Below are 26,499 nucleotides of genomic sequence, written 5' to 3'. Positions count from 1 at the left end.
CGGTCAGCGGTGCCGCTGGTGGTGCGCCGCGCGGGCGGCCGGCAGGGTCAGCCCGGCGGCGTGCAGCAGCCCTTCGACGCGTACCCGTTCGATCTCCCGGTCGACGCCGTCCAGCTCGGCCAGGTGTTCGGCGATGCCGAGCGCGTGGCAGGCGGCGCGCAGCCGTTCGTCGTACGCCTCGATGACCGCGCCGTGCCACACCACGCTGCGGTCGGCGGCGGCGAGCCGGTGGCCGCCGAGACGGCGCAGGTCGGTGGCGAGTTGTTCCAGCGGACGGCGGCCGTCCCTGTCGAACTCGGTGAGGTCGATGCCGCGGGTCAGCGCCTCGGCCTCGATGGCCCGGTCGAGCCGCGCGATGGTACGGCGTTCCCGGCGCTGCTCCCGCCACTCGGCCCATCCGCAGGCGACCCGATCGATGATCTCGTCGGCGCAGAACAGCAGCGCGAACAGGGCAGGCAGGCAGCAGACGGCGAGGATCGCCAGCGCCAGCAGCAGTCCCTGCCCCACTTCCACACATCGACGCTAAGCCCTGCCGCACCGGCCCGCCACCCGTTTGGGTAATCGGGCCGGTACGACCGGCTATCCGGGCTACTTGGCGCCGGGTGACACCACGTAGAAGCGGGGCATCGGCAGCACCCGCATCCGCAGCCGGGCACCGGAGCGGCGCAGCTGCCAGGTGAGTGCCAGCAGCGCGGCGGTCAGCGAGATCAGGCCACCGGCCCAGATGCTCGCGCCCGCGCCGTACGTCTCGGCGACCCAGCCGATCAGCGGCGCGCCGACCGGGTTGGTGCCCAGGAACACCAGCACCCACAGCGCCATCACCCGTCCCCGGAAGGACGCGTCGACACCGAGCTGTACCCGCTGGTTGGCCGCCTGGGCGAAGTAGACCATGAAGAACCCGGCGGGCAGCAGCAGCGCCACCACCAGCCAGTACGACGGGGCGAGCCCGACGAGCGTGCCGAAGGCGGCGCAGCCGATCGCGGCGCCGAGCACGAGCCAGACCGAGGGCCGGCTGCGGCGGCCGGTGCCGGCGAGCGCGCCGACCAGCGCACCGGCCGCGAGCGCGGTGCTGAACAGACCGAACGAGGCGGCGCCGGTGCTGAACACGGTCTTCGCGAGCGCCGCGAGGGTGAGCTGGAAGTTGAACAGGCTCATCCCCATCACCGACATGAGGACCATCGGCAGCAGGATGTCGGGGCGGCGCGCGACGTACCGGAGGCCGTCCACCACGCGGGCCTGGTCCCGCTCGCCGGCCGGCGGCAGGTCGTTGCGGTGCAGTTCGTCGGTACGCATCCGGACCACGTTTACCAGCGGCGCGATCGAGCTGAGCGCGGTGACCAGGAAGACCGGGCCGACGTCGACGACGGCGATGGCCAGGCCGGCGACGGCCGGGCCGACGATCCGGGCGGAGTTGAACACGGCCGCGTTGAGCGAGAGCGCGTTCGGCAGCAGCGGCATGCCGACCAGCTCGGAGACGAACGCCTGGCGGACCGGCGTCTCGACCGCGTTGGCGACGCCGAGCAGGGCGGCGAACGCGAAGACGTGCCAGAGCTGCACCAGGCCGGTGAGGACCAGGACGCTCATGGCGAGTGACAGCACGGTCCAGAACGCGTTGGCGACGAAGAGCAGCATCCGCTTGTCGTAGCGGTCGGCGAGCCGGCCGGACAGCAGCGTGAGCAGGAGTACGGGGGTGAACTGCAACGCGGTGACCACACCGAGCGCGGTCGCGGAGTTGTCGCTGAGCTCGAGGACGAGCCAGTCCTGGGCGATGAACATCATCCAGACGCCGATCAGTTTGATCAGCTGCCCGGTGGCGAAGAGTCGGTAGTTGCGGACTCGTAGGGACTGGAACATCGTGCTCAGCTTGGCCTGCACTCTAGGTGCGCCTCCTTGCGTCGGTACGCTTCATCCACAGCTGACGAAGCGAACCGCGGGGCGGCGGTGTCAGGCGCGAGCGATGCCCTGGAGGATGTCCGCTGCCCGCCGTAGCGTTTCCCGTTCGTCCTCGGTCAGCGCGGCCAGCCGGGTGGCCAGCCACTCGTTGCGGGCCCGCTCGAACTGGTCGAGTACGGCCCGTCCCCCTTCGGTCGCCGCCAGGATGACCTGCCGTCCGTCGGTCGGATGGGGGGTGCGTTGCACGAGGCCCCGCTCCTCCAGCTTCGCGACGATCTTCGTCATCGTGGGCGGCTGCACCCGTTCGACATCAGCCAGTTCCCGTGGCGTGAGGGCGCCCGCCAGGTTGAGGCTGGTGAGCGCCGACAGCTGGGTGACCGTGAGGTCGCCGACCGGCCGGGCCTGTCGGACCCGCCGGTTGAGCCGGGTGATCGCATCTCGCAGCTGAGGGGCCAGCTGCGCCGGTGGCACGCGTTTCGCCGTCACCGTCCGCTCCGTCACACTAGTTAGCCTAACTAATGAGCCTGGCTAACGACATGCGTTATGACCAGGCTCACCAGCGTCAGAGCAGCACGGACTCGACCGGCCCGCGCAGGAAGTACACGATGAACAGCGCGGCGACCCCGTACAGGAGCGGGTGGACCTCGCGGGCCTTACCCTTCGCCATCTTGAGCAGCACGAAGCTGATCACGCCGGCCCCGATGCCGTTCGAGATCGAGTAGGTGAACGGCATCAGCGCGATGGTGAGGAACGCCGGGATGGCGATCTCGTAGTCGGTCCAGTCGATGGTGCGGACCGCCGTCATCATCAGGAAGCCGACCACCACCAACGCCGTCGACGCGGCCTCGAACGGCACGATCAGCGACAGCGGCGCCAGGAACATGGCGAGCAGGAACAACGCGCCGGTGACCAGGTTGGCCACGCCGGTCCGGGCGCCCTCCGCGACGCCCGCGGCGCTCTCGATGTACGACGTGTTGCTGGACACCGAGGCGGCGCCACCCGCGGCGGCGGCGATCGAGTCGACGAGCAGGATCTCCTTGGCCTTCGGCGGGGTGCCCGTCTCGTCGAGCATGTCCCCCTCCTGGCCGATCGCGACCATCGTGCCCATGGTGTCGAAGAAGTCCGTGATCAGCAGCGTGAAGATGAACATCAGCGGGACCAGCCAGCCGACCCGGCTCCACGAGTTCAGCACGTTGAACTGGCCCAGCAACGACAGGTCGGGCAGGTCCACGATCTGTTCGGGCAGCTCGGGCACGTTCAGCGCCCAGCCCTTCGGGTTGGGCTTGCCGTCGACGAAGGACGGGCCGACGTTGGCGATCGCCTCGACCACGATGGCCAGCACGGTGGAGGTCAGGATGCCGATCAGGATCGCGCCCCGGACCCGGCGTACCACCAGGACCAGGGTGACCAGCAGGCCGACCACGAAGACCAGCATCGGCCAGCTGACGATCTTGCCGTTGATGCCCAGCCCGACCGGCACCGTGGAGTTCGCGGCGTCCGGCACACGCCTGACGAAACCGGCGTCGACCAGGCCGATGATGGTCAGGAACAGACCGATACCGACGCCGATCGCGGTCTTGAGCTGCGTCGGCACCGAGCGGAACACCGCGGTACGCAGTCCGGTGAGCACCAGGATGCCGATCAGCACACCCTCGATGACCACCAGGCCCATCGCGTCCGCCCAGGTCATCTGCGGCGCGATCTCGTAGGCGACGAGCGCGTTCACCCCCAGGCCCGCCGCGAGCGCGATCGGGAACCGGGCCACCACGCCCATCAGGATGGTCATCAGTCCGGCGACGAGCGCGGTCGCCGCGGCGAGCGCCGGAATGGCCAGCGAACGGCCGTCGCCGTCCTTACCGCTGCCCAGGATCAGCGGGTTCAACACCACGATGTACGCCATCGTGAAGAACGTGGCGAAGCCGCCTCGCAGCTCCCGGCTCAGCGTCGACCGGCGCGCCGAGATCAGGAAGAAGCGGTCGAAGGCGTTTCGTGGATGCGCGGGATCGGGCGGTGTGCCGTGATCCGGCGGCGGAGCAATGGACATCGGTTCCTCGTCTAGGTCATCGGCCGGGTCTTGTCGCGCGCATCGTCCCAGATCACCTGGCAGGCAGGGAAGAACGATCACGTACGCTGGGCCGGTGTCACAGGAGCAGCAGCCGCGGCCGGAGCCGCTCGACCCACCGATGGTGCCGTTCGCCGTCGCCGGGCTGATCGCCTGGGCGGTGGCCGGCCTGGTGCTACTGATCTTCTTCCGGGACTGGCTCACCGAATCCGGGCGTCAGAACTGGCTCTGGACCTGCCTGGCCGGTTTCCTGTGGGGCTTTCCCGGCCTGGCGGTGATGATGCGGCACGACGCCAACCGGCGTCGCCGGCGCGCGGCCGCCGCGCAGCGAGCGCGCTGACCCGTCAGGGGTGGCCGTACGGCTCCGCCGGCTCGGCCACCTCCACCGAGCCCGGGGCCCGGCTGACGGTCATCGCCTCGACCGCGCTGTCGTCGTAGACGGTGGAGAGTTCGTCGACTGACGTCTCGGCCGCTTCGATCATCGTCTCCGAGTGCGCGCCGCACCCGTGGTCGGCGCTCACCACCCGGCCGTCGTCAGGGGCGTAGAAGTTTCCGCAGGCGCCGAACGCGAGGCGCAGCGAACCGGCGAGCGGCAGGTAGAAACCGCAGGTGCCGCAGCGCGCGGCGGCCGGGGCGGAGGCCGAGATCGCGGCGTCCGGGCCGTGGTCCCCGTCGTACCACCGCTGGGCGGCCTCGGCGCGGCCCTCCCGGGACAGCACCCGGGCCCGGCCCAGGCCCAGCTCCCAGGCGGTCTCCTCCACTGCCGGGTCGTCGGAGAGCAGGTAGCCGGGGGCGAGCCGCTCGTCGTCGGCCGGGGTGGGCAGCAGGTCACCCGGACCCAGGTCGCCCGGCTTGAGCCGCTCCTGCCAGGGCAGCCAGCCCGGAGCGAGAAGCGCGTCCGGGCCGGGCAGCAGCACCGTCTCGCAGATGGTGACGTGCCGGCTGCGCGGCACCCGGGTCACGGTGACGGCCCAGCGCCAGCCGCGGTAACCGGCCATCCGGCATTCGAAGTAGTGGGTGACGACCCGGTCGCCCTCGGCGACCGCCTGGAGATGATCGCCGATGTCGGTGGGCTCCACCTCGGTGATCGCGTCGCGGGCCACCTCGACGGCGGCGGCGCAGACCTGGTCGAGCCGGGGAGCGCGGGCGGAGGCGGGCCTGGTCACCTGACCATTGTTCCCCATGCCCGTTCACGGGCGACAGGCACTCCCCGGAGTCATTCTCTCCGGGTGATGCGGCACACGCGGAGCCGATGGGCGAGGATGGGACGCATGGCGCTGTCCTCCCGCTCCGGCCGCTCCTTTCTCGGGCGGACCGTCGGCACCGGCATCCGCGCCACCCGGCTGCTCCTGCGGGGCTCGCTGCACGGCGGGCGCTGGATGACCCGGCGTGCCGGCACGGCCCGGGCCCGCAGCGCCGGCAACGAGGTGGGCATGGTCCGCCTGTTCGACCTGCACGCGCTCTCCTGCGCCGGTGACACGCTCATCGCGATCGGCCTGGCCGGGACGATCTTCTTCGACGTGCCGCTGGGCGAGGCGCGCAACAAGGTGGCCCTCTACCTGCTGGTGACCATGGTCCCGTTCGCCATGCTCGCCCCGGTGGTCGGCCCGCTGCTCGACCACTTCCGCCACGGCCGGCGGTACGCGCTGGCCACCACCATGCTGGGCCGGGCGTTCCTGGCCTGGCTGATCTCCGACTACATGGGCGGCTTCGGGCTCTACCCGGCGGCGTTCGGCGTGCTCGCGCTCTCCCGGGCGTACGGGGTGGCCCGCTCGGCGGCTGTCCCCCGGCTGCTGCCGGAAGGGCTGGGGCTGTCCCAGGTCGGGGCGCGCGCCAGCGTCTACGGCACTGTGGCCGGCGCGCTCGTCGCACCGATCGGGCTGGCCGCGTTCTGGTTCGGGCCGCAGTGGCCGCTGCGGGTCGCCTCGGTGATCTTCCTGATCGGCATGGTGATCTCGCTCCGGCTGCCGCCGAAGGCCGACTCCGAGCCGCCGGAGCGGATGCCGCACCCGCTGCGCGCGCTGCGCCGCCGCGACGGCGAGCGCCCGCTGGGCCGGGGCCGCCCCAGCGGCCGGCTGGTGATCGCCACGCTGATCGGCGCGGCGGCGCTACGCGGGCTCTACGGCTTCCTGCTGCTGTTCCTCGCCTTCGCGATCAAGGCCGGTGACCTGACCACCGACTTCTTCGGCCGCGACCTCGGCGCCCAGGGCGCGCTGGGTCTGGTCGGCGGCGCGCTGGCGGTCGGCACGTTCCTGGCCACCGCGCTCGGCACCCGTCTGCGCATCCACCGGCCGACAGCGCTCCAGTCCAGCGGCACGATCGTGGTGGCCGGTGTGGCGGTGCTCGCCGCGCTGAAGTTCTCGCTGCCGATGGTGGCGCTGCTCTGCCTGGTCGCGGCGATGATGAGCGGGATCGCCAAGCTGGCGGTGGACGCCTCGATCCAGGAACGCATCCCGGAGCGGCTGCGCGCCAGCTCGTTCGCGCACTCGGAGACGGCGCTGATGCTGGCGTTCGTGGCCGGGGGCGGGCTCGGGCTGGTGCCGTTCACCGGCCTGATCGGCGTGACGGTCGCCGCCGCGGTGGCCGCGCTGGTGGCCGTACGCGGGGTGCTGGTCGCCGGCAAGCTGCGCGGTGAGCACCTGGTCGGCCGCCCGCTCGGCGACCAGGAACTGGCGGCGGACCAGGCCACCCGCGCCGAGGAACCGGCCGCCACCTCGTTCGACGACCCGGCGCCCACGTCACCGGCGCCCCAGCGCTCCGGGCCGCCGCCGGACGACGACGGGCTGGCCCCGCCCGGCTTCCACATCTACCGGCCGTCCTCCTCGGTGGGCGGGCCGGGCGGCGTCGAGGACACCGAGCGGCGCGATCCCCGGGGGCCGGTGGCGTGACCGGACTGCTCGTGGTCACGGCCGTGCCGGCCGAGGCCGAGGCGATCCGTGCCGGCCTCACCGCGCCGGCATCGCCGGACGGGACGGCAGCGCCCGACGTGACGGTGCTGCCGGTCGGGACGGTGCCGCCGGTCGGGACGATGCCGCCGGACGTGACGGTGCTGCCGGTCGGGGTCGGCCCGGCCGTCGCCGGGGCCGCCACGGCACGGCTGCTGGCGCTGGCCGAGGCGGCCGGACGCCCGTACCGGGCGGTGGTCAGCGCCGGCATCGCCGGAGGGTTCGTCGGCCGGGTCGCGGTGGGCGGCACGGTGCTCGCCGACCGCAGCGTCGCCGCCGACCTCGGCGCCGAGTCACCGGCCGGCTTCATCCCGGTCGAGGACCTGGGCATGCCTCCCGAACTGCTGGGCGGCGGCCGGATCGTGCTCGCCGACCCGGGCCTGCTGGCCCGTCTGCGCGCCGCGCTGCCCGGGGCCACCGTCGGCACCGTGCTCACCGTCAGCACCGTGACCGGCACCGCCGCCAGCACCGCGGCCCTCGCCGAACGGCACCCGGACGCGGTGGCCGAGGCCATGGAGGGGTACGGCGTGGCCGTCGCCGCCACCCAGGCCCGCGTGCCCTTCGCCGAGCTGCGCACGGTCTCCAACCCGGTCGGACCGCGTGACCGGAGCGCGTGGCGGATGCGGGAGGCGTTCGCCGCGCTCACCGCCGCGGCGGCCGCCCTCCACTGATCCGTCCACCTGTGGACAACCCTGTGGAGAAGTCGTCGGGCTGGGGACGGCGGGCTCAGATCGTGATGACGACCTTGGCCCGCGCGTGCTCGGCTTCGAGGTACCGGATGGCCTCGGGCACCTCGTGCAGCGGATGCGTCCGGTCGACCACAGGCGTGAGACGGCCGGCCTCGGCATGCTCGCGCAGCACGTCCAGGTGTGCCCGGCCGGGTGACGTGGCGAGGACGACGACGCGCTGCCGGACGAAGGGCGCGAGCAGCCGTCCGCGTGCCAGCAGCCCGATCGGGCCGAGCAGGCTGCCGCCGCGGTAGACGCCGCCGCCGGAGAGCACGAGCGTCCCGGCCGGCGTGAGCGCCCGCCGCAACGCGGTCAGGGAGCGGTTGCCGACCAGGTCGAACACCACGTCGTGGCGGCGTCCGTCACGGGTGAAGTCGTCGCGGGTGTAGTCGACCACGTGGTCGGCGCCGAGCGAGCGGACCAGCGCGACGTTGCGGGTGCCGCACACGCCTGTCACCGTCGCGCCGAGCGCCTTGGCCAACTGGACGGCGAGCGTGCCGACGCCGCCGGAGGCCCCGTTGATCAGGACGTGATGGCCGGGCCGGACCTGCCCGGCGTCGCGCAGTCCCTGGAGCGCTGTGACGCCGGCCAGCGGAAGGGCTGCCGCCTGCGCCGCCGTCAGGTTCGCCGGCCGCGGCGCGACCAGGTGCTCGGGCACGCGGACGTACTCGGCGAACGCGCCGTCGGCCTCGCCGAGGTCGCCGAGGACGGCGTCGCCGGGGCGTACCTGCCGCACCTGGGCGCCGACGGCCTCGACCCGGCCGGCGAAGTCGCGGCCACGGATGCGGGCGCGGGGCCGCGCGAGGCCGAGCGCCAGCCGCGACAGCCGCGGGTCGCCGCGCATGACGTGCCAGTCGTACGCGTTCAGCGCGGCGGCCTCGACCCGGACGAGGACGTCGCCCGGGCCGGGCGCGGGTGTCTCGACGTCGGCGAGCACGAGTGTCTCCGGGGGGCCGTACCGGTCCTGGACGATCGCCTTCATGTCCCACTCCCTCCCAGGTGTACGGCGTACACCATGATGGGGACAAGGCTAGGTGTACGCCGTACACCAGTCAAGACGGTTACTGTGTCAACGGCCTTCGGGAGGACTGGGGACGACATGGCGGAGCGGGTGGAGACGGCGCGAAGGGCACCCCTGACCAGGGATCGCGTCCTGCGTACCGCAGTCGTGCTCGCCGACCGGACCGGTATCGAGTCGCTGAGCATGCGCAACCTCGCGCAGGATCTGGGCGTCGTGCCGATGGCCCTCTACAAGCACGTCGCCAACAAGGACGAACTACTCGACGGCATGATCGACATCGTCGTCGCGGAGATCGACCCGCCGATGCCCGGCGACTGGAAGCAGGCGATCCGCCGGCGCATCCTGTCGGCGAGGCAGATGCTGCTCCGCCACCCGTGGGCGTCGCTGGCGATCGAGTCCCGGACCACTGCCACACCGGCCGTCCTGGCGTACCTCGACTCGACCGTGGGCGCGCTGCGGGCGGGCGGGTTCTCCACCGATCTGGCCCACCACGTCATGCACGCGCTGGGCAGCCGGGTGCTGGGCTTCAGCCAGGAACTGTTCGACACCTCCCGGCAGGCGGGCCGGTCCGGCGCGACGAGCGCCGACCCGCCGGCTGACCTGCCACCGGAGGCGGCCGCCCGGTTCCCGCACCTCGCGGCCATCGCCACCGCCGCGTCCCACGACGACGACTCGGTGGTCGGGCCGGGCTGCGACGACCAGTTCGAGTTCGAGTTCGCGCTGGACCTGCTGCTCGACGGCATCGAACGGCTGCACCGGAACGGCTGGACGTCACATCGGGCGGGGTGACGGACGGGCCGGTCGCCGGGGTTACCGTGGGACCGTGGCGCTCTCCCTGGCGATCTCCCCCTGCCCCAACGACACGTTCGTCTTCGACGCCTTGGTGCACGGCCGGGTGCCGGGCGCGCCGCCGGTCGAGGTGACCTACGCGGACGTCGACGTCACCAACACCGCCGCCGAGCGGGGCGCGTTCGACCTGGTGAAGGTCAGCTACGCGGCGCTGCCCTGGCTGCTCGACGACTACCACCTGCTGCCCTGCGGCGGCGCGCTGGGCCGGGGCTGTGGCCCGCTGGTGCTGACCCGTGGCGACCGGACCGACCTGTCCGGCGCGACGGTGGCGGTGCCCGGCGAGCGGACCACCGCGTACCTGCTGTTCCGGCTCTGGGCGGCCGGTCAGGCCCCGGCGCGCATCGAGGTGGTGCCGTTCCACGAGATCATGCCGGGCGTGGCCGCCGGCCGGTACGACGCGGGCCTGGTCATCCACGAGGCGCGCTTCACCTACCCGCGGCACGGGCTGACCGCCCTGGTCGACCTGGGCGAGTGGTGGGAGGGCGACACCGGGCTGCCGATCCCGCTCGGCGCGATCCTGGCCCGCCGGGGCGCCGTCGACCCGGTCGAGGCCGCAGCCTGGATCCGCGAGTCGGTACGCCAGGCGTGGGCCGACCCGGAGGCCAGCCGCGAGTACGTCCTCGCGCACGCGCAGGAGATGGAGCCCGACGTGGTGGACCGGCACATCGGCCTCTACGTCAACGAGTTCACCGCCGACCTGGGAGAGGCCGGCTCCGCCGCCGTGGAGGCGCTGCTGGGCCGGGCCGCCCACGCCGGGCTCGTCCCTCAGACCTCCAGCTCGCGCGCCACCGCGTGGACCAGCTGAGCGATCTTCTGCGCGGTCCTCCGATCCGGGAAGCGACCCCGGCGCAGGTCCGGCTGGACCTTCGCCTCCAGCACCTTGATCATGTCTTCCACCAGGCCGTGGAGTTCCTCGGCCGGCCGGCGGCGCAGCTCCGCCACGGACGGCGGCGCCTCCAGCAGCTTGACCCCCATCGCCTGGGCACCCCGCCGGCTGTCGACCACGCTGAAATCGACCCGCTGGCCACCCTTCAGGTCGGCGACACCCGCCGGTAGCGCGCCCTTCGGCAGGAACACGTCGCCACCCTCGTCACTGGTGACGAACCCGTACCCCTTGGCGGCGTCGTACCACTTCACTCGACCCGTCGGCACCTGTTGAACCCCGCTCCACTCGAACCGTCTACCCGGTAAAGGCTAGCCCGATGATCCGGTCCAGCGCCGCCGGGAATTCGACGAGATCATCGAGCACCACACGGGCACCCGCCGCGGCCAGTTCCTCGGCCGAGCAGGGACCGGTCGCCACTGCCACGCCCGGGATTCCCGCGGCTCGCGCGGCGGCCATGTCGGCCACGTGGTCGCCCACGTAGAGCGTCGCGCCGTGCTCGCGCAACGCCACCGCCTTCTGCTCGGCGAACACGTCCCCGGCCAGCTCGTCCACCGGCAGCCCGAGGTGATCCAGGTGCAGCTTCGCCAGCCGGCCCATCTTCGCGGTCACCACCATCGTCCGCCCGCCGCGCGCCTGCACCGCGCGCAGCGCGGCCGCCGCACCCGGCATCGGCACGGTCGGGGTGATCGCGTACGCCGGATACAGCTCCCGGTAGAGCGTCACCGCCTCCTCCAGGCGCTCCGGCGGGAACCAGCACGCCAGCTCGGTACGCAGCGGCGGGCCCAGCCGGGAGACGGCCAGTTCCCCGTCCACGTGCACGCCCGTGCGCGCGGTGAGCGCCCGGAACGCGGCCGCGATCCCGGGGCGGGAGTCGACCAGGGTCATGTCGAGGTCGAAGCCGACCATCAGCGGAGACATGCCGAGAACCTACCCAGCGGGCTAGCGTGGTACGACGATGACCACCTCACTCGCCGACCACCTGCGGGCCCTCCCCGACGAGTCGCTCGCCGCCCTGCTCCAGCTGCGGCCGGACCTCGTCGTGCCGGTGCCGGCCGACCTGTCCGCCCTCGCCCTGCGCGCCCAGTCCCGGGTCTCCGTGGCCCGGGCGCTCGACGGGCTGGACCAGTTCACCCTCCAGATCCTCGACGCCGCCCGGCTCACCCGCGGCCCCGAGGGCGCCACCTCCACCGACCAGATCCTGGCCATGGCCACCGCCGGGCCGCAGCCGCCCGCACCGACGGCGGTCCGTGCCGCCGTCGACCGGCTCCGGGCCCGGTTCCTGCTGTACGGCCCCGAGCACGACCTGTGCGTGGCCGGCGGCATCGACGAGGTGTCCCCGTACCCGGCGGGGCTGGGCCGGCCGGCGGCGGAGCTGGACCCGCGCACGGCGGCGCTCTGCGCGGACCCGGCGAAGCTGCGGCGGACGCTGCTGTCCGCGCCGCCCTCGGCCCGCGCGGTCCTGGACCGGCTCGCCGCCGGGCCGCCGGTCGGGACCGTGGCCCCCGGTGCGCTGGAGGCCCCCGCCACCGGCGCCGAGGACGTGCTCCCGCCCGACCTGGTCAACGGCGGCGCGCCCACCGGCTCGCCGATCCGCTGGCTGGTCGAGCACCGGCTCCTGGTCCGGATGTCCGGCGGCCGCAACGGCACCGTCGAGCTGCCCCGCGAGGTGGGGCTGGTGCTGCGCCGCGACACCGGTCCGCTCGGCCCGCTGCGCACCAGCCCGCCGGTGGTGTCCGGGCCGCCGCGTGAGGTCAAGGCCGTCGACTCGGCCGGGGCCGGGCAGACCATGGAGGTGGTCCGGCACACCGAGGCGATGCTGGAGGCGCTGACCGCGGAACCCGCACCGGTCCTGCGCTCCGGCGGCGTCGGCGTCCGCGACCTGCGGCGGCTCGCCCGTGGCCTCGGGCTGGACGAGCCGACCACCGCGCTGCTGTTCGAGGTGGCGTACGCGGCCGGGCTGACCGGCGAGATGGAGCTGACCGGCGCGGCCACCACCCGGTACGGCGGTGACCAGCAGATCCTGCCCACCGGCGGATACGAGGTGTGGCGCGCGGTGTCGCTGGCCCAGCGCTGGGAGCAGCTCGCCCGCGCCTGGGTGTCGATGCCCCGCCAGGCCGGCCTGATCGGGCAGCGCGACGACCGGGACCGGCCCATCTCGGTGCTCTCCGCGGAGGCGGAACGAGCAGGCGCGCCGGCCGCCCGGCGTGCGGTGCTCGCCGTGCTGGCCGACCTGCCACCCGGCACCGCCCCGACCACCGACGAGGTGCTGGAACTGCTGGACTGGCGCGCGCCGCGGCGGGCCCGGGGGCGGGAGGCGGCGCACCGGGAGGTGCTCGCCGAGGCCGCCGCGCTGGGCGTGACCGGGCTCAATGCGCTCACCTCGTACGGGCGGTTGCTGCTCGCCGAGCTGACCGAGGCCGACGAGCGCGGTGACGACCCGCTCGGGCTGCGCTCCGACGCCGAGTCCGGCGACGCTTCGACGACGGTGCGGGCGCTGGACGGGCTGCTGCCCGCCCCGGTCGACCACGTGCTGGTGCAGGCCGACCTGACGGTGGTGGTGCCCGGCCCGCCCGATCCGGCGCTCGCCGCCGAGCTGGACGTGGTGGCCGAGCACGAGTCGGCGGGCGGAGCCAGCGTGCACCGGGTCACCACGGCGAGCATCAGGCGGGCGCTCGACGCCGGCTACACCGCCGACGACCTGCACGCGCTGTTCCGCCGCCGCTCGCGTACCCCGGTGCCGCAGGGCCTGACCTATCTGGTCGACGACGCGGCCCGCAAGCACGGCGGGCTGCGCGTCGGGCCGGCCGGCGCGTACGTGCGCAGCGACGACGAGACCCTGCTCAGCGAGGTGCAGGCGGACCGGCGACTGGAGCCGCTGGCGTTCCGCCGGCTCGCGCCCACGGTGCTGGTCACCCCGTACCAGGTCAACCGGATGCTCACCGCGCTGCGCGACGCCGGGTACGCCCCGGTGCCGGAGGACGCCAGCGGAGCGACGGTGCTGTCGCGGCCGAAGACCCGGCGAGCGCCGGCGCGTACCGCGATCGGCCGTGCGGTCGACCCGCTCGCCACGCCGAAGCTGCCGATGCCCCGCCTGCTCGGCGTGGTGGAGCAGATCCGCCGAGGCGAGGCGGCGGCCCGGGCGGCACGGCGAGCCCCGGCGGTGCTCCGCGGCGCCCCGGCGGCCGGCGGTCCCGCGCCCGTGTCCGGGCACGGCGACGCGCTGGCGGTGCTCCAGCAGGCGGTACGGGACAAGGCGCTGGTCTGGGTGGGCTACGTCGACGCGCACGGGGCGACCGCGTCCCGGCTGGTCCGGCCGGTGTCGATCGGCGCCGGCTACCTGCGCGCCGAGGACGACCGGACGGAGATGCTGCACACGTTCGCGCTGCACCGGATCACGGCGGCCGTGCTGGAGGAGTGAGCTACTCCCCGTTGCGGCGCAGCGTGCCGATCACCGACACGGCCAGCAGCAACGCGAACGCGGCCCCGGCCGACTCGCCCACCGAGTCGACGAAGCCCTGCTGCTGCACCAGCAGCCCGAACAGGAACCAGCCGAACACCCCCGCGGCGGCGGCCGCGTAGGCGAGCACGACCGCCGTGGGCACCTCCTGCTGCCGCGTCCGTTCGTCCTCGGGAAGCACGTCCTGGTCAACGGTCATGGCAGTCCCTCCCCGTCCCGGCATGGACCCGGCTTCCAGGGTTACACCAACCGGACCGCGCGGACAGGGGTTAAAACCCTGATCCGGGCGGTCCGGTCACGGGTGGGACCGGTTCCGGGCTCAGGTGCCGGGGCGGCGGCCGATCACGACCACGCGGGTGCCGACCGAGCCCAGCTCCCACAGGCGTACCGCGTCACGGTGCAGCAGGTTGACGCAGCCGTGCGAGCCGATCGCGCCGTTGTGCAGGTAGGTGGTGGTCTCGTGGAAGCCGATCCCGCCGTTGAACTGCTGCCAGTACGGCAGCCACACCTCGTACGGGTTGGACCACTCGCGCGGGTTCTTCCGGCCCACCGAGTACGTGCCGGCCGGGGTGGCGTAGCCGGACATGCCGGTGCGGGTGACTGTCGGGCCCATCACCACAGTGCCGCCGCGCATCGCCCAGACCGTCTGCCGGGTCAGGTCGACGCAGAAGGTGAGCCGGGAACCGGCCCTGCACCGCGCGGTGTCGGTGGTGGCGAGCCGCTTCGCCACGTCGTACGTGGTGGGGCCGGCGCGACCCGAGGACGGGCTGATCCCGTACCGGATCTGGAACTTCTTGATCGCGGCGCAGTCGGCGGCGGACTGCTCGCCGTCCACGGTCAGCGTCCCGAAGCCGCCCAGCCGGGTCAGGTACGTCTCCACGGCCCGCTGGTGCTCCCCCTGCGGGCACCCGGCGGACGCGCTCGGCTTCGGCTTGGGCTTCGTCGTCTTCGTCGCCTCCGGCGACCGGGAGGGTTTCGGCGAGGCCGTCCGGCTCGGCTGCGCCGACGGGGACGTGACCGGCTGATCCGGCGTGGGCGACGCGCTCGCCCCCGATGCTCCCTCCGTCAGCCCGACCGGGCCGGGGGTGCTCCCCCAGACGCCTTCCGCCTGCGGATCGAGCGCACAGGCGCCGACACCGACCAGCACGACCACCGCCAGGGCGGTGACCCGGGCGAGAAACCGGACACGCTGCATGGGCCCTCCCTGGACAGTTGTCCCGCTTGCTAGACGTGTGGGACGAGTATGACGTTGCCTGTCCAGTGAGACTTTTTTGCGGTGCCCTCCGGCGTGCAACACTGGTTGGTCGGCCTCCGGCAGGTCAGCCGGGGTGCGGACGGGATGCCGGGCGACCGGGTTCCGGGCGACGAGTTTCCGGGCAGCGGGTTCCGGGCGATGCGAGAGGACGCTGGCGTGAGCGGTGGACCACTGATCGTGCAGTCGGACAAGACGCTGCTGCTGGAGGTGGATCATACCGACGCGCAGGCGTGCCGGATGGCCATCGCACCCTTCGCCGAGCTGGAACGCTCCCCCGAGCACGTGCACACCTACCGGCTCACGCCGCTGGGCCTGTGGAACGCCCGGGCCGCCGGCCACGACGCCGAGGGCGTGGTCGACTCGCTGATCAAGTACTCGCGTTACCCGGTGCCGCACGCGCTGCTCGTCGACGTGGCCGAGACGATGGACCGGTACGGCCGGCTCCAGCTCGCCAACGACCCGGTGCACGGCCTGGTGCTGCGCGCGCTCGACCGGCTGGTGCTGATCGAGGTCGCCAAGAGCAAGAAGCTCGCCGGCATGCTCGGCGCCAAGCTCGACGACGACACCGTCGCGGTGCACCCCTCCGAGCGGGGGCGGCTCAAGCAGGCGCTGCTCAAGCTGGGCTGGCCGGCCGAGGACCTGGCCGGGTACGTGGACGGCGAGGCGCACCCGATCGAGCTGGCCGAGTCCGGCAAGAACGGCGGCAAGCCGTGGACGCTGCGGTCGTACCAGCGGGAAGCGGTCGAGGCGTTCTGGGCCGGCGGGTCCGGCGTGGTGGTGCTGCCCTGCGGCGCCGGCAAGACACTCGTCGGCGCGGCGGCGATGGCCGAGGCGAAGGCGACCACGCTGATCCTGGTCACCAACACGGTGGCGGGACGGCAGTGGAAGCGGGAACTGATCGCCCGCACGTCGCTGACCGAGGAGGAGATCGGCGAGTACTCGGGCGAGCGCAAGGAGATCCGCCCGGTCACCATCGCCACGTACCAGGTGCTCACCTCGCGGCGCGGCGGCGCGTTCACCCACCTGGACCTGTTCGGCGCCCGCGACTGGGGCCTGGTCGTCTACGACGAGGTGCACCTGCTGCCCGCGCCGATCTTCCGCTTCACGGCGGACCTCCAGGCCCGCCGCCGGCTCGGCCTCACCGCGACGCTGGTACGCGAGGACGGCCGCGAGGGCGACGTGTTCAGCCTGATCGGCCCGAAGCGGTACGACGCGCCGTGGAAGGACATCGAGCAGCAGGGCTGGATCGCCCCGGCGGAGTGCACCGAGGTACGGGTGACGCTCACCGACGCCGAGCGGCTGGCGTACGCGACGGCGGAGGCCGAGGAGCGCTACCGGATGGCGGCGACAGCCCGCACGAAGCTGCCCGTGGTGCGGGCCCTGGTGGACCGGCACCCGTCCGAGCAGGTCCTCGTCATCGGTGGGTTCCTCGACCAGTTGCACCAGCTCGGCGAATACCTGGACGCGCCGATCGTGCAGGGCTCCACCACGAACAAGGAGCGCGAGCGGCTGTTCGACGCGTTCCGCTCCGGCGAGATCCGCACCCTGGTCATCTCCAAGGTCGGGAACTTCTCCATCGACCTGCCGGAGGCGGCGGTGGCGATCCAGGTGTCCGGCACGTTCGGCTCCCGGCAGGAGGAGGCACAACGGCTGGGCCGGGTGCTGCGCCCGAAGGCCGACGGGCGGCAGGCGCACTTCTACACGGTGGTCTCCCGGGACACCATCGACACCGAGTACGCCGCGCACCGGCAGCGGTTCCTGGCCGAGCAGGGGTACGCGTACACCATCGTGGACGCCGACGACGTGCTGGGGCCGTCGCTGCCCACAGTCGACTGACCGGCATGGCGGCCGGGCGGGTCGCTGTGGTGCGGCCCGCCCGGTCTCGGGGTCGGCCCTTGCCGCCGGCGCGGAACGCGACCCAGGCGTCGCTCAATCCGGTCGGTCCGGCCCGGGTTCACATGTTCATGCAGGAGTCCTGCGTGTAGTCCAGATACCGCAAGTAGTACCACCGGTGAGTCGTTGTCGTCGCGGCGCCGACGACGATCCGCGTCGGGTCAGTCATGCAGGTAGCGGGCGCGGCGGCCGAAGTCGCGGAAGCCGAGCCGCCGGTACAGCCTGGCGGCCGGGTTGTCGTCGTTCACGCAGAGCCACGCGGCGTCCGCTCCCGCGTCGGTGAGGCCGCGCAGCACACGCGACACCAGGTACGCGCCGACCCGCCGCCCACGCCACCCGGGCACGACGCCGACCTGGTCGATCCAGTCGTCCAGCACGGTGACGAAGCCGGCCGCCGCGCCGTCCGGGCCGCGCGCCAGCAGCGTCAACTCCGGGCGGAAGTCCCCGTCGTCGCGCAGGTCGCCCAGCCACTCGTCGGCCTCCGGCTCGACGAAGCCGGGCCGGTCGGCGAACGACGCGCGGTAGGTGGCGAACAGTTCCGGCCCCGGCGTGGCAGTCTCCACGGTCACGCCGTCCGGCGCGGCGACCTCGGGCAGCACGTCGAGGTCGTGCCGCAGCACCCATTCCAGGAACGTCCGCGTGTAGCCGCGCGCCGCGAACAACTCCTCCGCGCCCGCGGTCCACGTCTCCGTGGTGACCAGCAGGCCCGCGTCGCCCGCCTGCTCCTCCGCCCACTCCAGCAGCGCACCGCCGAGCCCACGCCCGCGCCAAGCCGGGTGCACGAGGCCGGTGGCGGTGGCGGGCGTCCGTCCGGTGCCGACCCCGACGGCCGCGACCAGGTCGCCGTCCGACCAGGCGCCGTGGGTACGCGTCTGCAGCAGCCGCGCACGCGCCAACGGGGTACGCCCGAACAGCGGCAACCCGCCGTCGGTGGCGAGGCACGCCTGGGCCAGGCCGGTCAACGCGGGCAGGTCGTCGTCGCCGACCCCCTGCCAGACCAATGCATCCGTCCCGTCCACGCCCACTCCCGCGACCAGCCACGCCCGACCCCCACGGTCCAGCACACCGACGCAGTAGGCCCCACCCCTCCCCCCGAGGTCAACCACTTTCCCCACCCACCCCGGCCACCCTGGACCGCCCACCACCCCGTTGATCATGCACTTGCTGCCCGGATAAAAGCTGCAAAAGGGGCACCAGGAGGGCCGAAACCGCAAGATCGACGAGGGCGAGAGCGAGGGCGGGGCTAGGGGGTGGCGTGGATCAGGATCGTGGCGCCTGCCGAGAGGGGGGCCAGGAGCCACTTCAGGGGCTGCTCGTCCTCGGTCGGGTCGATCACGAGGCGATCACCCTGGTGCAGGTTCATCTGGATGGCGATCTCGGCGGCCAGGCGGCGCCACGCGCCGAAGCTGGTGCCGTCCGGCGTGGCCGGGTCGGACGGGTCGACGGCCGTGTAGTCCGGCGGGTCGGTCGGGTGCCGCAGCACCTCGGCCGACCAGTCCAGCCAGCCCGGCGGCACCTCGTCGAGCGGGCCCGGCCCGGTGCCCACCAGGTAGCGGTGCGTCCCCTCGGGCACGTCCTCCAACCAGTCGTCGAGGCGTTCCGGGGTCACGAACACCGCGTCGTACGGCCGGTCCGCGCCGGGTTCGAGCACCGGCAGTCCGGCCAGCGCGCGGGGCCGGAACGAGACCGTCAACCCGACCGACCAGGCGCCGATCAGCACCGCCGCGGTACGCCAGTGCGGCGGCAGCAGCACCGCCACCCGGTCACCGGGGCGCAGCCCGCACCCGTCGCGCAGCAGCCCGGCACTACGGGCCGCCCACCGGCCCAACTGCGGCCCGGTCAGCTCGGTTCGCTCGCCGGTGGCGTCGTCGAGGTAGGTCAGCAGCGGCTCGCCGGTCGCGACGGCGGCGGGTGTGCGGGTGGCCATCGGATGTGCTCCTCCCTGGCGGTCAGCTCACCCTAGCCGGGCGAACCGGTCGACCAGGAGGGCCAACCGCCGCTCGTGTTCGTCCCGCCGCAGACGGCCGCCGCGCATCAGCGTGACCTGGCCGTGCAGTGCGCTCCAGAACGTCTCGGTGAACGTCTCCAGGTCGTCGTCGCCGGTGAACGGGCGCAGCGTCTCGGTCAGTTCGGCGAAGGCCCGGACCAACTCGACGGGTGTGTCCTGGCTGGCGAAGGAGAGGGCGACGGGGAGGGTGAAGATCGCGTCGTAGAGCGCGGGCCGGCGTTCGGCGAACGCGGCGTACGCCGTGGCGATGCCGGCCACCGCGGAGATACCGCGTACCTCACGGTCAAAGGGCTGCGTGACCTCACCTACGGCCTGGTCGGCCTCGCCCTGATCGCCTTCACCAGCACCGACGCCGTCGCCTGGTTCATGCTGGTCGTCGCGCTGGCCCCACTGGGCGACACCCTCGTCGTGCTGCGGCACGGCGGCTCCCGGGCGACCGCCTTCGGCATCCACTTCGCCACCGCCGTGGTCGTCCTCCTCGACGCGGCGCTGCTGTTCGCGCTCTAGCCGGGCCCACCGGTCCGCGACGGTCGACTTTGGTCGCGGATTCGGTCGTCCGACGGCCGTATCGGGGGGCCGGGTGGCTGCGGGACCGTGCCGGCATGACGACCGAACCCCCGCGCCGGAGGCTGGTGCCGGCGAGCGCGCTGCTGCTGCTCGCCCCGTGGACCGCCGAGTGCTCCTGGGGCGGCTTCACCCTCACCGGCATGCCGTTCGTGGTGCTCGTGCTCGCCCCGATGTACGGCGGGGCCGCGCTGCTGATCCGCGAGACGGCCCGGCGGCTCGGGCTCGGCTGGCCGGGGATCGCGCTGCTCGCCGCCGCGTTCGGCGTGGTCCAGGCCGGTCTGGTCGACCAGTCGTTGTTCAATCCCGGGTTCCTGGACGACACCGAGTTCGCCGACACCCGGGCCGCAGCGGAGGCCACGCTGGTGCCCGGTCTCGGGTTCAGCGCGAGGCAGGCAGTCGACTACGTGGGCAACCACGTGGTGCTGACCGTCTGCGCGCCGATCGCGCTCGCCGAGTCGTACCTCGGCGCGGGCCGCCGGGCGCGGCCCTGGCTGGGCCGACCGGGGCTGGTCGCGGCGGCGCTGCTCTGGCTCGGCGGCAGCCTGCTGGTGTTCGCCGACGACGGTGGCCGCAAGAACTTCCTGGCCTCGCCGGTCCAGTTGGCGGTCGCCACCGGCGTGGCGCTGGCCCTCATCGCCGCCGCCCTGCTCCGCCACCGGCACGCCGGGCGGACGCCCGACGCGCCGACGCCCGGGCCGACGTCCGCCGGGCCGACGTTCGCCGGCCGACCGCAAACCGAAGCCGGCCCGCCCCGGCCGCTCTGGCCCGCGCTGGTCGTGGCGGTGGCGTACGTGGGTTCGACGATCGCCCCGGGGTGGCCGGGAGTGGTGCTCGCCCTCGCACTCGCCGGGATCGCCACCGCCCTGCTGACACGCTGGTCCCGGCGGCCCGGCTGGGGGCAGCGGCACGTGCTCGCCACCGGTTCGGCCGGCCTGGTCGTCGCCGCAGCGCTCGCGTACACGGTGCCGACCTATGCCCCGGCGAGCCCGGCGGCGGCGCTGGTGGGTGACGTGGCGATCAGCGTGATCGTGCTGCTGCTCGTGGGCGGTGCGTGGTGGCGGATCACGGCAGCTCGGGGCCGCCGTCGAGCAGCGGGGCCAGCAGGTCGCCCTGCTTCTCCACCCGCTTGAGCACCTCGCCAGCGGCGTACGGCCGCGTCGACGGCCGCTTTCCCGCCGCCCCGGCCTCCACCTCGTCCCAGGTCAGCGGCGTCGACACGGCCGGCACCGATCGGGCCCGCAGCGAGTACGGCGCCACAGTCGTCTTCGCCGCGTTGTTCTGGCTCCAGTCGATGAAGACCCTGCCGGGGCGCAGGTTCTTCGCCATCTTCGACACGATCAGCTTCGGGTCTGCCTGCTCCAGCTCCTGCGCGATGCGCTTGGCGTAGTCGGAGACGACCTCGGCGTCCTGCGTACCGGCGATCGGGCAGCAGAGCTGCATGCCCTTCTTCCCGGACGTCTTCGGGTACGCCTCGACGCCGTCGTCGGCCAGCCGGTCGCGCATCAGCAGCGCCACCCGGCAGCACTGCTCGAGCGCGGCCGGGGCGCCCGGGTCCAGGTCGACCACCATCATGTCCGGGTGCGCGCCGATCTTCCACTGCGGAGTGTGCAGCTCCAGCGCGGCCAGGTTGGCCAGCCACACGAGTGTGGGCAGCTCGTCGCAGACCACGTAGTCGATGGTCTCCCGCCCCTTCGTCGACCCGGGGGCGGGCAGGTTCTCGGTGCGTACCCAACCGGGGGTCGCGGCGGGTGCGTTCTTCTCGAAGAACGAGCCGCCGCCGACGCCGTTGGGGAACCGGATCCGGGTCAGCGCGCGGTCGCGCAGGTGCGGCAGCAGCACGGGGGCGATCCGGGTGTAGTAGTCGATCACCTCGCCCTTGGTGAAGCCGGCCTGCGGGAACAGCACCTTGTCCAGGTTGGACAACTCCAGCGAGCGCCCCTCGACCTCGACCTTCAACCGGTCAGACGGCATCGTCGACCTCCTCGAGCGGCTTGTCCGGGCGCAGGCGCAGGATGCGCGGGAAGCGCAGCCGGCCGTCCGGCGTGCGCTGGCCGTACTTGACCTCCACCACGATCCGGGGAGTTACCCAGATCGCGCCCCGGGCATCCTCGCGCGGCACACCGGCGGCGAACGGCGAGTCGGTGGCACGCAGCGGTTCCAGCTCGCGCAGCAGTTCGCGTTCGATGGCCGCGCCGATCCCGCCACCGACCCGCCCCCGGTAGGCCAGCCGCCCGTCCGGGCCGGGCACGCCGACGAGCAGGCCACCGACCCGCCGCGCGCCGGGCCGCCAGCCGCCGACCACGAAGTCGGCGGTGACCTCCAGCTTGACCTTCACCCAGTCCGGCGAGCGCGCGCCCGGCCGGTAGAGCGAGTCGACCCGCTTGGCCATCACCCCTTCCAGCCCGTGCTCGCCGGCCGCCGCGTAGGTGGCCGGGCCGTCGCCGAAGACCGGCGGCACCGCCCACCGGGCGGCGCCGAGCCCGAGCGACTCCAGCGCCGCCCGCCGCTCCCGCCACGGCCGGGCGGTCAGGTCGACGCCGTCGAGCCGCAACAGGTCGAAGATCATGTACGTGACGGGTACCGTCGCCGCCAGCCGCGCCGCCTTGGCCGGGTTGCGGACGTGCATCCGCTCGGCGAGCGCGGTGAACGAGGGCTGCCCGTCGGTGAAGAGGACCACCTCGCCGTCGAGCAGCGCGTCGCCTACCTGCTCGGCCAGGTTGAGCAGTTCCGGGTACGCGGTGGTGATCTCGACGCCGGAGCGGGCGTAGAAGTGCCGGTCGCCACGGGAGATGTCGGCGAGCGCGCGTACGCCGTCCCATTTGAACTCGTACGACCAGGCGGCGCCGGCCGGGAGCTGCCCGGTCGTCGCGAGCATCGGCTTCAGCGGCGCGCCGGGCACCTCCTGACTGTAGTTGCGCACGGAAGCGCGTGCGTCCCGTTCGATCGTTTGCGATTCTGGTGGTCAACCGGGGAGAGGAGCGCGGGTATGCGGGCGATCTGGAAAGGAGCGGTGTCGTTCGGCCTGGTGTCGATCGGGGTGAAGGTCTACTCGGCCACCGAGGAGAAGGACATCCGTTTCCACCAGGTGCACCGTGAGGACGGCGGCCGGATCCGCTACAAGCGCACCTGCTCGGTCTGCGGCGAGGAGGTCACCTACGACGACATCGCCAAGGGGTACGACATCGGCGGCGGCGAGATGGTCATCCTCACCGACGAGGACTTCGCCGACCTGCCGTTGAGCACCTCGCACGCGATCGACGTGCTGGAGTTCGTACCGGCCGAGCAGGTCGACCCGATCCTCTACAACAAGGCGTACTTCCTGGAGCCGGAGGGCTCGGCGACCAAGCCGTACGTGCTGCTGCGCGACGCGCTGTCCGACTCGGAGCGGGTGGCGATCGTCAAGGTGGCGCTGCGCCAGCGGGAGCAGCTCGCCACGCTGCGCGTCCGCGAGGGCGTGCTGCTGCTCAACACCATGCTGTGGCCGGACGAGATCCGCCGGCCCGACTTCGGTTTCCTGGACGAGGACCTGAAGGTACGCCCGCCGGAGCTGGCGATGGCCAGCTCGCTGATCGACTCGATGGCCGGTGAGTTCGAGCCGGACGCGTTCACCGACGACTACCGGGCCGCGTTACAGGAGGTCATCGACGCGAAGGTCGAGGGCCGCGAGGTGGTGCAGCCGGAGGAGGAAGAGGCCGCTCCGGCCGCCGCTGTGGACCTGATGGCCGCGCTGAAGGCGTCGGTCGAGCGGGCCCGGGCGGCCCGGGGCGAGGCGCCGTCCGGTGGCGGCGCCGAGCCGACGCCCATCTCGTCGGCCCGCTCGGCGAAGAAGGCCGCGAAGAAGGCGCCGGCCCGGAAGAAGGCCGAACCGGCGAAGAAGACCGCCGCCAAGAAGACGCCCGCGAAGAAGACGGCGGAGAAGAAGGCCGAACCGGCGAAGAAGACCGCCGCCAAGAAGACCCCGGCGAAGAAGACGGCCGCGAAGAAGAGCGCCTGACACGTACGGCGCGGGCCCCGTCCCCTCGGGCGGAACGGGGCCCGCGCCGCTCAGCCGCGGCCGAGCTTCTCGGTGGGGGTGACGCGGACGATGACGCGCTCCTCGCCGGGGCGGCGCCAGGGGTAGGTGTCCTGGCCGAGGTACTTCTTCGCCAGCCGGTCGATGTGCTCGTCGGCGCCTTCGGTGACGAACTCGACGGTGCCCTTGATCCAGAGGGTGCGGAAGTCGTCGGCCTTGTCCGCCACGGACACCGCGACCACCGGGTTGCGGGACATGTTCAGGTACTTCTGCCGGCCCTTGGCCGTGTTGAACACGATGTGCTCGCCGTCGGTGTCCACCCAGACCGGGGTGACGTGCGGGGTGCCGTCGGCCTCGATCGTCGCCACGTGCGCGAGCTGCGGCTCGCCGAGCAGGGCCAGGTCTTCTTCGCTGAGGATCGCCATGGTCGCGAACGTACCCCGCGCGGTGCCCTCGTATCGGGCTTCGTGTCCGGATCGTGGCGGCCGTATGGGCACGCTGGGGCCCCGGGCGGGTACCGTGTGCGCTGGCCTCGGCGGCGGCCCGCCGGGGGCGCACCCACCCACCCTGCAGGGAGTCGACGTGAGCGAGCGTGTGGAGAACCGGTCGGCGGGCCAGGCCCCGGCCACCAAGGCACAGCGGCGGCTGGCCGCCCAGCTGGCCGAGAAGAAGGCAGCCGAGGCGCGTCGCCGCCGGCAGTCGATCCTCGGCGCGGCTGTGGGCGTACTCGCCGTGGTGGCCCTGGTCGGCGGCCTGGTCTGGCTGAACAGCGGGGACGACGACAAGACGTCCACCGCCGGCTCCTCGGCCAGCCCCACCGCGCCGGCCGAGCCCACCGCGGCGCCCGCTCCGGAGCTGCCCGCCGGTTTCGATCCGGCGCTGAAGACCAAGCCGACGGTGCAGGCCGGCACCGGCGAGCTGAAGAAGCTCACGGTCACCACGCTGGTCAAGGGCACCGGTCCGGCGGTGAAGGCGGGTCAGAACATCACCACGAACTACGTGGGCGTTTTCTACAAGGACGGCAAGCAGTTCGACGCGTCCTGGGACAGCGGCCAGCCGGCCACCTTCCAGATCGGCGTGGGCCAGGTCATCAAGGGCTGGGACCAGGGCCTGGTCGGCGTCCCGGTGGGCAGCCGGGTGCAGCTTGACCTGCCGGCCGAGCTGGCGTACGGCAACGACGCCGCCGGCGGTCGTCCGGCCGGTCCGCTGCGCTTCGTCGTCGACGTGCTGGCTGCGCAGTAGCTCACTCCGGGCTTCCGCCCGGTCACCCAGCGGCAGTAGGTTCATGGTCACCACGGGCGGCACGTCCACCCGTGGTGATCTACCCACCGACGCGGAGGTGCACGTGGCGGCGCTGGACGAGGCCGGGGTGACCCGGCGGATGTGGACGCTCTACGAGCCGGTCCACGCGGTGACCTACTTCCACCCCCGGGCCCGGGCCGCGTTCGAGGGGGTCGGGCTGCGCGGCTACTGGCGCGGCTACTTCGCCGGCCGGGCCGCGCCGCTCGGACCGGTCGACGCGCCGGCTGTCACGGCCGCCTTCTTCAGTTTCGCGCCGGCCATGGTGGCCCGCGCGCTGCCGTCGGTGTGGCGCCTGGCCACCCCGGAGGAGGCGCTGCGGGCCCGGCTCACCGGAGGCGTGCAGGCGCTCGCCGAGTTCACCTACGAGCTGCCCGAGTCGCATCTGATCGAGGCCGCCGACCTGCTGGAGGAGGCGGTCGGCCGGGTAGACGTCGCGGGCCGGGTACTCGGCGCGGTCAACGCCGCGCTGCCCCGGGGCGAGTACCCGCTGGCCCGGCTCTGGCAGGCCGCCACCACGCTGCGCGAGCACCGCGGCGACGGCCACGTGGCGGCGCTGGTGACGACCGGGCTGGAACCGGCCGAGGTGGTGGCCTGGCGGTGCCGGGTCGACCAGTCCCGCGAGTTCCACCAGCCGGCCCGGGGCTGGACCGACGAGCAGTGGACCGCCGCCGAGCAGCGCCTGGTGGACAAGGGCTGGCTGACCGCCGACCTGGACCCCACGCCGTACGCCACGGAGACGTTCCGCGTGGTCGAGGAGGCCACCGACCGGGCCGCTGCGGGTCCGTGGCGGGCGCTGGGCGCGGGGCGTACCGCCCGGCTGCGGGATCTGCTGGAGCCGATCGCGGCGCGCTGCCGCACGATCATCCCGGCCAAGGCTCCGATCGGCCTTCCGGCGCAGCGTTCGGTGAAGGCGGCGCAGCCGCACTGATCCGGGCCGCCGGCTGGGGCAGGATGGCGGCATGGTGGACGCGGTGCTCTTCGACCTGGACGGCGTGATCGTGGACTCCGAGCCCGTCTGGGAGGAGGTCCGGCGGGCGTACGTGGCGCGACACGGTGGCACCTGGCAGCCGGGCACCCAGCGCCGGCTGATGGGCATGAGCACCGCCGAGTGGGCCGAACACCTCAGCGGTGAGCTGGGCGTCGACAGGTCGGCCGAGCAGGTCGCCACCGAGGTGGTGACCGAGATGGCCCGGCGGTACGCGCAGCACGTACCGCTGATCGACGGCGCCGACGCGGTCGTGCGCCGCATCGCCACGCGGTGGCCGCTGGGGTTGGCCAGTTCCTCACCGACCCGGCTGATCGCGGCGGCGCTGGACGCGACGGGCCTGGCCGGCGCGTTCGGTGCGACGCTGTCGACCGAGGAGACCGCCCGGGGCAAGCCCGCGCCCGACGTGTGGCTCGCGGTGGCGCAGCGGCTGGGCGTCGACCCGGCCCGGTGCGTGGCGGTGGAGGACTCGTCGAACGGGGTCCGCTCGGCGGCCGCCGCCGGGTGCCGGGTGGTGGCGGTGCCGCACTCGTCGTATCCGCTCGACCCGGACGCGGAGGCGCTCGCGGCCGTGCTGCTCCCCTCGGTCGGCAGGCTCACTCCCGAGGTGGTGGCGGGGATCGACTGAACCACCCA

Annotated in this window: 29 protein-coding genes; 13 read left to right on the top strand and 16 right to left on the bottom strand. The window is 73.3% G+C overall.

Annotation, left to right across the window (positions count from 1 at the left end):
- Positions 1–3 precede the first annotated feature (3 nt).
- From O7622_RS06745 to O7622_RS06730, 4 genes are all read right to left on the bottom strand, one after another.
- A complete protein-coding gene (locus O7622_RS06745) occupies positions 4–513 on the bottom strand; it encodes a hypothetical protein (protein WP_282312397.1) in 510 nt (169 codons plus the stop codon).
- A 75-nt stretch (positions 514–588) separates the two neighbouring features.
- On the bottom strand, positions 589–1,875 hold the full coding sequence (locus O7622_RS06740; protein WP_282312396.1) for an MFS transporter: 1,287 nt from the start codon (positions 1,873–1,875) through the stop codon (positions 589–591).
- A 69-nt stretch (positions 1,876–1,944) separates the two neighbouring features.
- Positions 1,945–2,394, bottom strand: a complete 450-nt coding sequence (locus O7622_RS06735; RefSeq protein ID WP_030274920.1) for a MarR family transcriptional regulator — start codon at positions 2,392–2,394, stop codon at positions 1,945–1,947.
- Positions 2,395–2,455: 61 nt separating this feature from the next.
- Positions 2,456–3,937 carry an NCS2 family permease gene (locus O7622_RS06730; RefSeq protein WP_282312395.1) on the bottom strand — a complete coding sequence of 494 codons (1,482 nt, stop codon included), beginning with the start codon at positions 3,935–3,937 and terminating at the stop codon, positions 2,456–2,458.
- A gap of 94 nt (positions 3,938–4,031) precedes the next feature.
- Between O7622_RS06730 and O7622_RS06725 the strand changes: the two genes are divergently transcribed.
- Positions 4,032–4,295: a DUF2530 domain-containing protein gene (locus O7622_RS06725; RefSeq protein WP_282312394.1), complete on the top strand. Its 264-nt coding sequence runs from the start codon at positions 4,032–4,034 to the stop codon at positions 4,293–4,295.
- 4 nt (positions 4,296–4,299) lie between these two features.
- Here O7622_RS06725 and O7622_RS06720 read toward each other — a convergent pair whose 3' ends face one another.
- Positions 4,300–5,139 (bottom strand): DUF3027 domain-containing protein, encoded by an 840-nt coding sequence (locus tag O7622_RS06720; protein ID WP_282312393.1) that lies wholly within the window; start codon positions 5,137–5,139, stop codon positions 4,300–4,302.
- A gap of 87 nt (positions 5,140–5,226) precedes the next feature.
- On the opposite strand from O7622_RS06720, the gene O7622_RS06715 reads away from it, so the two are divergent.
- Positions 5,227–6,843: an MFS transporter gene (locus O7622_RS06715; protein ID WP_282312392.1), complete on the top strand. Its 1,617-nt coding sequence runs from the start codon at positions 5,227–5,229 to the stop codon at positions 6,841–6,843.
- Positions 6,840–7,571 carry a futalosine hydrolase gene (locus O7622_RS06710; RefSeq protein ID WP_282312391.1) on the top strand — a complete coding sequence of 244 codons (732 nt, stop codon included), beginning with the start codon at positions 6,840–6,842 and terminating at the stop codon, positions 7,569–7,571. Before O7622_RS06715 ends, O7622_RS06710 begins: the two co-directional genes overlap by 4 nt.
- A 55-nt stretch (positions 7,572–7,626) precedes the next feature.
- Here O7622_RS06710 and O7622_RS06705 read toward each other — a convergent pair whose 3' ends face one another.
- Positions 7,627–8,610 carry an NAD(P)-dependent alcohol dehydrogenase gene (locus O7622_RS06705; protein WP_282312390.1) on the bottom strand — a complete coding sequence of 328 codons (984 nt, stop codon included), beginning with the start codon at positions 8,608–8,610 and terminating at the stop codon, positions 7,627–7,629.
- Between the two features lie 117 nt (positions 8,611–8,727).
- Between O7622_RS06705 and O7622_RS06700 the strand changes: the two genes are divergently transcribed.
- Together O7622_RS06700 and O7622_RS06695 are read left to right on the top strand one after the other, a co-directional pair.
- Complete coding sequence (locus O7622_RS06700) at positions 8,728–9,438, top strand: TetR/AcrR family transcriptional regulator C-terminal domain-containing protein (protein ID WP_282312389.1); 711 nt, start codon at positions 8,728–8,730, stop codon at positions 9,436–9,438.
- A gap of 34 nt (positions 9,439–9,472) precedes the next feature.
- Complete coding sequence (locus tag O7622_RS06695) at positions 9,473–10,303, top strand: 1,4-dihydroxy-6-naphthoate synthase (RefSeq protein ID WP_282312388.1); 831 nt, start codon at positions 9,473–9,475, stop codon at positions 10,301–10,303.
- Here O7622_RS06695 and O7622_RS06690 read toward each other — a convergent pair.
- Together O7622_RS06690 and O7622_RS06685 are read right to left on the bottom strand one after the other, a co-directional pair.
- Positions 10,264–10,650 (bottom strand): cold shock domain-containing protein, encoded by a 387-nt coding sequence (locus tag O7622_RS06690; protein ID WP_091583311.1) that lies wholly within the window; start codon positions 10,648–10,650, stop codon positions 10,264–10,266. The two genes, O7622_RS06695 and O7622_RS06690, sit on opposite strands and share 40 nt — an antisense overlap.
- Before the next feature lie 28 nt (positions 10,651–10,678).
- Positions 10,679–11,302 (bottom strand): haloacid dehalogenase-like hydrolase, encoded by a 624-nt coding sequence (locus tag O7622_RS06685; protein ID WP_282312387.1) that lies wholly within the window; start codon positions 11,300–11,302, stop codon positions 10,679–10,681.
- A gap of 37 nt (positions 11,303–11,339) precedes the next feature.
- On the opposite strand from O7622_RS06685, the gene O7622_RS06680 reads away from it, so the two are divergent.
- The gene (locus tag O7622_RS06680) at positions 11,340–13,802 is read left to right on the top strand and encodes a helicase-associated domain-containing protein (protein ID WP_282312386.1); all 2,463 of its coding nucleotides are present in this window, start codon (positions 11,340–11,342) and stop codon (positions 13,800–13,802) included.
- 1 nt (position 13,803) lies between these two features.
- Here O7622_RS06680 and O7622_RS06675 read toward each other — a convergent pair whose 3' ends face one another.
- Complete coding sequence (locus tag O7622_RS06675) at positions 13,804–14,040, bottom strand: hypothetical protein (protein ID WP_013283702.1); 237 nt, start codon at positions 14,038–14,040, stop codon at positions 13,804–13,806.
- Between the two features lie 120 nt (positions 14,041–14,160).
- Positions 14,161–15,036, bottom strand: a complete 876-nt coding sequence (locus tag O7622_RS06670; protein ID WP_282312384.1) for a L,D-transpeptidase family protein — start codon at positions 15,034–15,036, stop codon at positions 14,161–14,163.
- Between the two features lie 216 nt (positions 15,037–15,252).
- On the opposite strand from O7622_RS06670, the gene O7622_RS06665 reads away from it, so the two are divergent.
- Complete coding sequence (locus O7622_RS06665) at positions 15,253–16,932, top strand: DNA repair helicase XPB (RefSeq protein WP_282312383.1); 1,680 nt, start codon at positions 15,253–15,255, stop codon at positions 16,930–16,932.
- A gap of 218 nt (positions 16,933–17,150) precedes the next feature.
- Here the strand turns inward: O7622_RS06665 and O7622_RS06660 are convergent, their stop codons facing one another.
- The 3 genes from O7622_RS06660 to O7622_RS06650 all read right to left on the bottom strand — a co-directional run bounded on the left by O7622_RS06660 (position 17,151) and on the right by O7622_RS06650 (position 19,255).
- On the bottom strand, positions 17,151–18,008 hold the full coding sequence (locus tag O7622_RS06660; protein WP_282312382.1) for a GNAT family N-acetyltransferase: 858 nt from the start codon (positions 18,006–18,008) through the stop codon (positions 17,151–17,153).
- Between the two features lie 224 nt (positions 18,009–18,232).
- The gene (locus O7622_RS06655) at positions 18,233–18,916 is read right to left on the bottom strand and encodes a TIGR03089 family protein (protein ID WP_282312380.1); all 684 of its coding nucleotides are present in this window, start codon (positions 18,914–18,916) and stop codon (positions 18,233–18,235) included.
- Between the two features lie 27 nt (positions 18,917–18,943).
- The gene (locus tag O7622_RS06650; RefSeq protein WP_282314063.1) at positions 18,944–19,255 is read right to left on the bottom strand and encodes a TetR-like C-terminal domain-containing protein; all 312 of its coding nucleotides are present in this window, start codon (positions 19,253–19,255) and stop codon (positions 18,944–18,946) included.
- Between O7622_RS06650 and O7622_RS06645 the strand changes: the two genes are divergently transcribed.
- Positions 19,154–19,504, top strand: coding sequence for a DUF4267 domain-containing protein (locus O7622_RS06645; RefSeq protein ID WP_282314062.1), 351 nt, complete (start codon positions 19,154–19,156; stop codon positions 19,502–19,504). The genes O7622_RS06650 and O7622_RS06645 overlap by 102 nt on opposite strands.
- Before the next feature lie 95 nt (positions 19,505–19,599).
- Positions 19,600–20,694 (top strand): hypothetical protein, encoded by a 1,095-nt coding sequence (locus O7622_RS06640; protein ID WP_282312379.1) that lies wholly within the window; start codon positions 19,600–19,602, stop codon positions 20,692–20,694.
- On the opposite strand, the gene ligD (O7622_RS06635) is transcribed toward O7622_RS06640, so the two are convergent.
- Positions 20,627–21,535, bottom strand: coding sequence for a non-homologous end-joining DNA ligase (ligD, locus tag O7622_RS06635; protein WP_282312377.1), 909 nt, complete (start codon positions 21,533–21,535; stop codon positions 20,627–20,629). The genes O7622_RS06640 and ligD (O7622_RS06635) overlap by 68 nt on opposite strands.
- Entirely contained in the window at positions 21,525–22,463 is a 939-nt protein-coding gene (ligD, locus tag O7622_RS06630) for a non-homologous end-joining DNA ligase (protein WP_282314060.1), read from the bottom strand. The genes ligD (O7622_RS06635) and ligD (O7622_RS06630) overlap by 11 nt, the downstream gene beginning before the upstream one ends.
- Before the next feature lie 87 nt (positions 22,464–22,550).
- On the opposite strand from ligD (O7622_RS06630), the gene O7622_RS06625 reads away from it, so the two are divergent.
- Positions 22,551–23,558 (top strand): Ku protein, encoded by a 1,008-nt coding sequence (locus O7622_RS06625; protein WP_282312376.1) that lies wholly within the window; start codon positions 22,551–22,553, stop codon positions 23,556–23,558.
- 50 nt (positions 23,559–23,608) lie between these two features.
- Here the strand turns inward: O7622_RS06625 and O7622_RS06620 are convergent, their stop codons facing one another.
- Complete coding sequence (locus O7622_RS06620; protein WP_128137132.1) at positions 23,609–24,001, bottom strand: PPOX class F420-dependent oxidoreductase; 393 nt, start codon at positions 23,999–24,001, stop codon at positions 23,609–23,611.
- 64 nt (positions 24,002–24,065) lie between these two features.
- On the opposite strand from O7622_RS06620, the gene O7622_RS06615 reads away from it, so the two are divergent.
- The 3 genes from O7622_RS06615 to O7622_RS06605 all read left to right on the top strand — a co-directional run bounded on the left by O7622_RS06615 (position 24,066) and on the right by O7622_RS06605 (position 26,491).
- Positions 24,066–24,818, top strand: coding sequence for an FKBP-type peptidyl-prolyl cis-trans isomerase (locus O7622_RS06615; RefSeq protein WP_282312374.1), 753 nt, complete (start codon positions 24,066–24,068; stop codon positions 24,816–24,818).
- Positions 24,819–24,957: 139 nt separating this feature from the next.
- A complete protein-coding gene (locus O7622_RS06610; protein WP_282314059.1) occupies positions 24,958–25,806 on the top strand; it encodes a hypothetical protein in 849 nt (282 codons plus the stop codon).
- A gap of 31 nt (positions 25,807–25,837) precedes the next feature.
- Entirely contained in the window at positions 25,838–26,491 is a 654-nt protein-coding gene (locus O7622_RS06605) for an HAD family phosphatase (RefSeq protein ID WP_282312373.1), read from the top strand.
- The last annotated feature ends 8 nt before the right edge of the window (positions 26,492–26,499 follow it).

The sequence above is a fragment of the Micromonospora sp. WMMD1076 genome (genome assembly GCF_029581475.1).
Taxonomy (GTDB): domain Bacteria; phylum Actinomycetota; class Actinomycetes; order Mycobacteriales; family Micromonosporaceae; genus Micromonospora; species Micromonospora aurantiaca.
The sequence above is the reverse complement of the archived record's forward strand: the minus strand, read 5'-3'. Positions and strand labels throughout refer to the sequence as shown.

What these genes read in the sequence shown, in the direction of transcription:
- O7622_RS06715 (WP_282312392.1), top strand. Translation starts at nt 5,227, where the DNA reads ATGGCGCTGTCCTCCCGCTCCGGCCGCTCCTTTCTCGGGCGGACCGTC.
- O7622_RS06605 (WP_282312373.1), top strand. Translation starts at nt 25,838, where the DNA reads ATGGTGGACGCGGTGCTCTTCGACCTGGACGGCGTGATCGTGGACTCC.
- O7622_RS06670 (WP_282312384.1), bottom strand. Translation starts at nt 15,036, where the DNA reads ATGCAGCGTGTCCGGTTTCTCGCCCGGGTCACCGCCCTGGCGGTGGTC.
- O7622_RS06625 (WP_282312376.1), top strand. Translation starts at nt 22,551, where the DNA reads ATGCGGGCGATCTGGAAAGGAGCGGTGTCGTTCGGCCTGGTGTCGATC.
- ligD (WP_282312377.1), bottom strand. Translation starts at nt 21,535, where the DNA reads ATGCCGTCTGACCGGTTGAAGGTCGAGGTCGAGGGGCGCTCGCTGGAG.
- O7622_RS06640 (WP_282312379.1), top strand. Translation starts at nt 19,600, where the DNA reads ATGACGACCGAACCCCCGCGCCGGAGGCTGGTGCCGGCGAGCGCGCTG.
- O7622_RS06610 (WP_282314059.1), top strand. Translation starts at nt 24,958, where the DNA reads ATGTGGACGCTCTACGAGCCGGTCCACGCGGTGACCTACTTCCACCCC.
- O7622_RS06705 (WP_282312390.1), bottom strand. Translation starts at nt 8,610, where the DNA reads ATGAAGGCGATCGTCCAGGACCGGTACGGCCCCCCGGAGACACTCGTG.
- O7622_RS06655 (WP_282312380.1), bottom strand. Translation starts at nt 18,916, where the DNA reads ATGGCCACCCGCACACCCGCCGCCGTCGCGACCGGCGAGCCGCTGCTG.
- O7622_RS06615 (WP_282312374.1), top strand. Translation starts at nt 24,066, where the DNA reads ATGGGCACGCTGGGGCCCCGGGCGGGTACCGTGTGCGCTGGCCTCGGC.
- O7622_RS06730 (WP_282312395.1), bottom strand. Translation starts at nt 3,937, where the DNA reads ATGTCCATTGCTCCGCCGCCGGATCACGGCACACCGCCCGATCCCGCG.
- O7622_RS06675 (WP_013283702.1), bottom strand. Translation starts at nt 14,040, where the DNA reads ATGACCGTTGACCAGGACGTGCTTCCCGAGGACGAACGGACGCGGCAG.
- O7622_RS06680 (WP_282312386.1), top strand. Translation starts at nt 11,340, where the DNA reads ATGACCACCTCACTCGCCGACCACCTGCGGGCCCTCCCCGACGAGTCG.
- O7622_RS06685 (WP_282312387.1), bottom strand. Translation starts at nt 11,302, where the DNA reads ATGTCTCCGCTGATGGTCGGCTTCGACCTCGACATGACCCTGGTCGAC.
- O7622_RS06720 (WP_282312393.1), bottom strand. Translation starts at nt 5,139, where the DNA reads ATGGGGAACAATGGTCAGGTGACCAGGCCCGCCTCCGCCCGCGCTCCC.
- O7622_RS06700 (WP_282312389.1), top strand. Translation starts at nt 8,728, where the DNA reads ATGGCGGAGCGGGTGGAGACGGCGCGAAGGGCACCCCTGACCAGGGAT.
- O7622_RS06620 (WP_128137132.1), bottom strand. Translation starts at nt 24,001, where the DNA reads ATGGCGATCCTCAGCGAAGAAGACCTGGCCCTGCTCGGCGAGCCGCAG.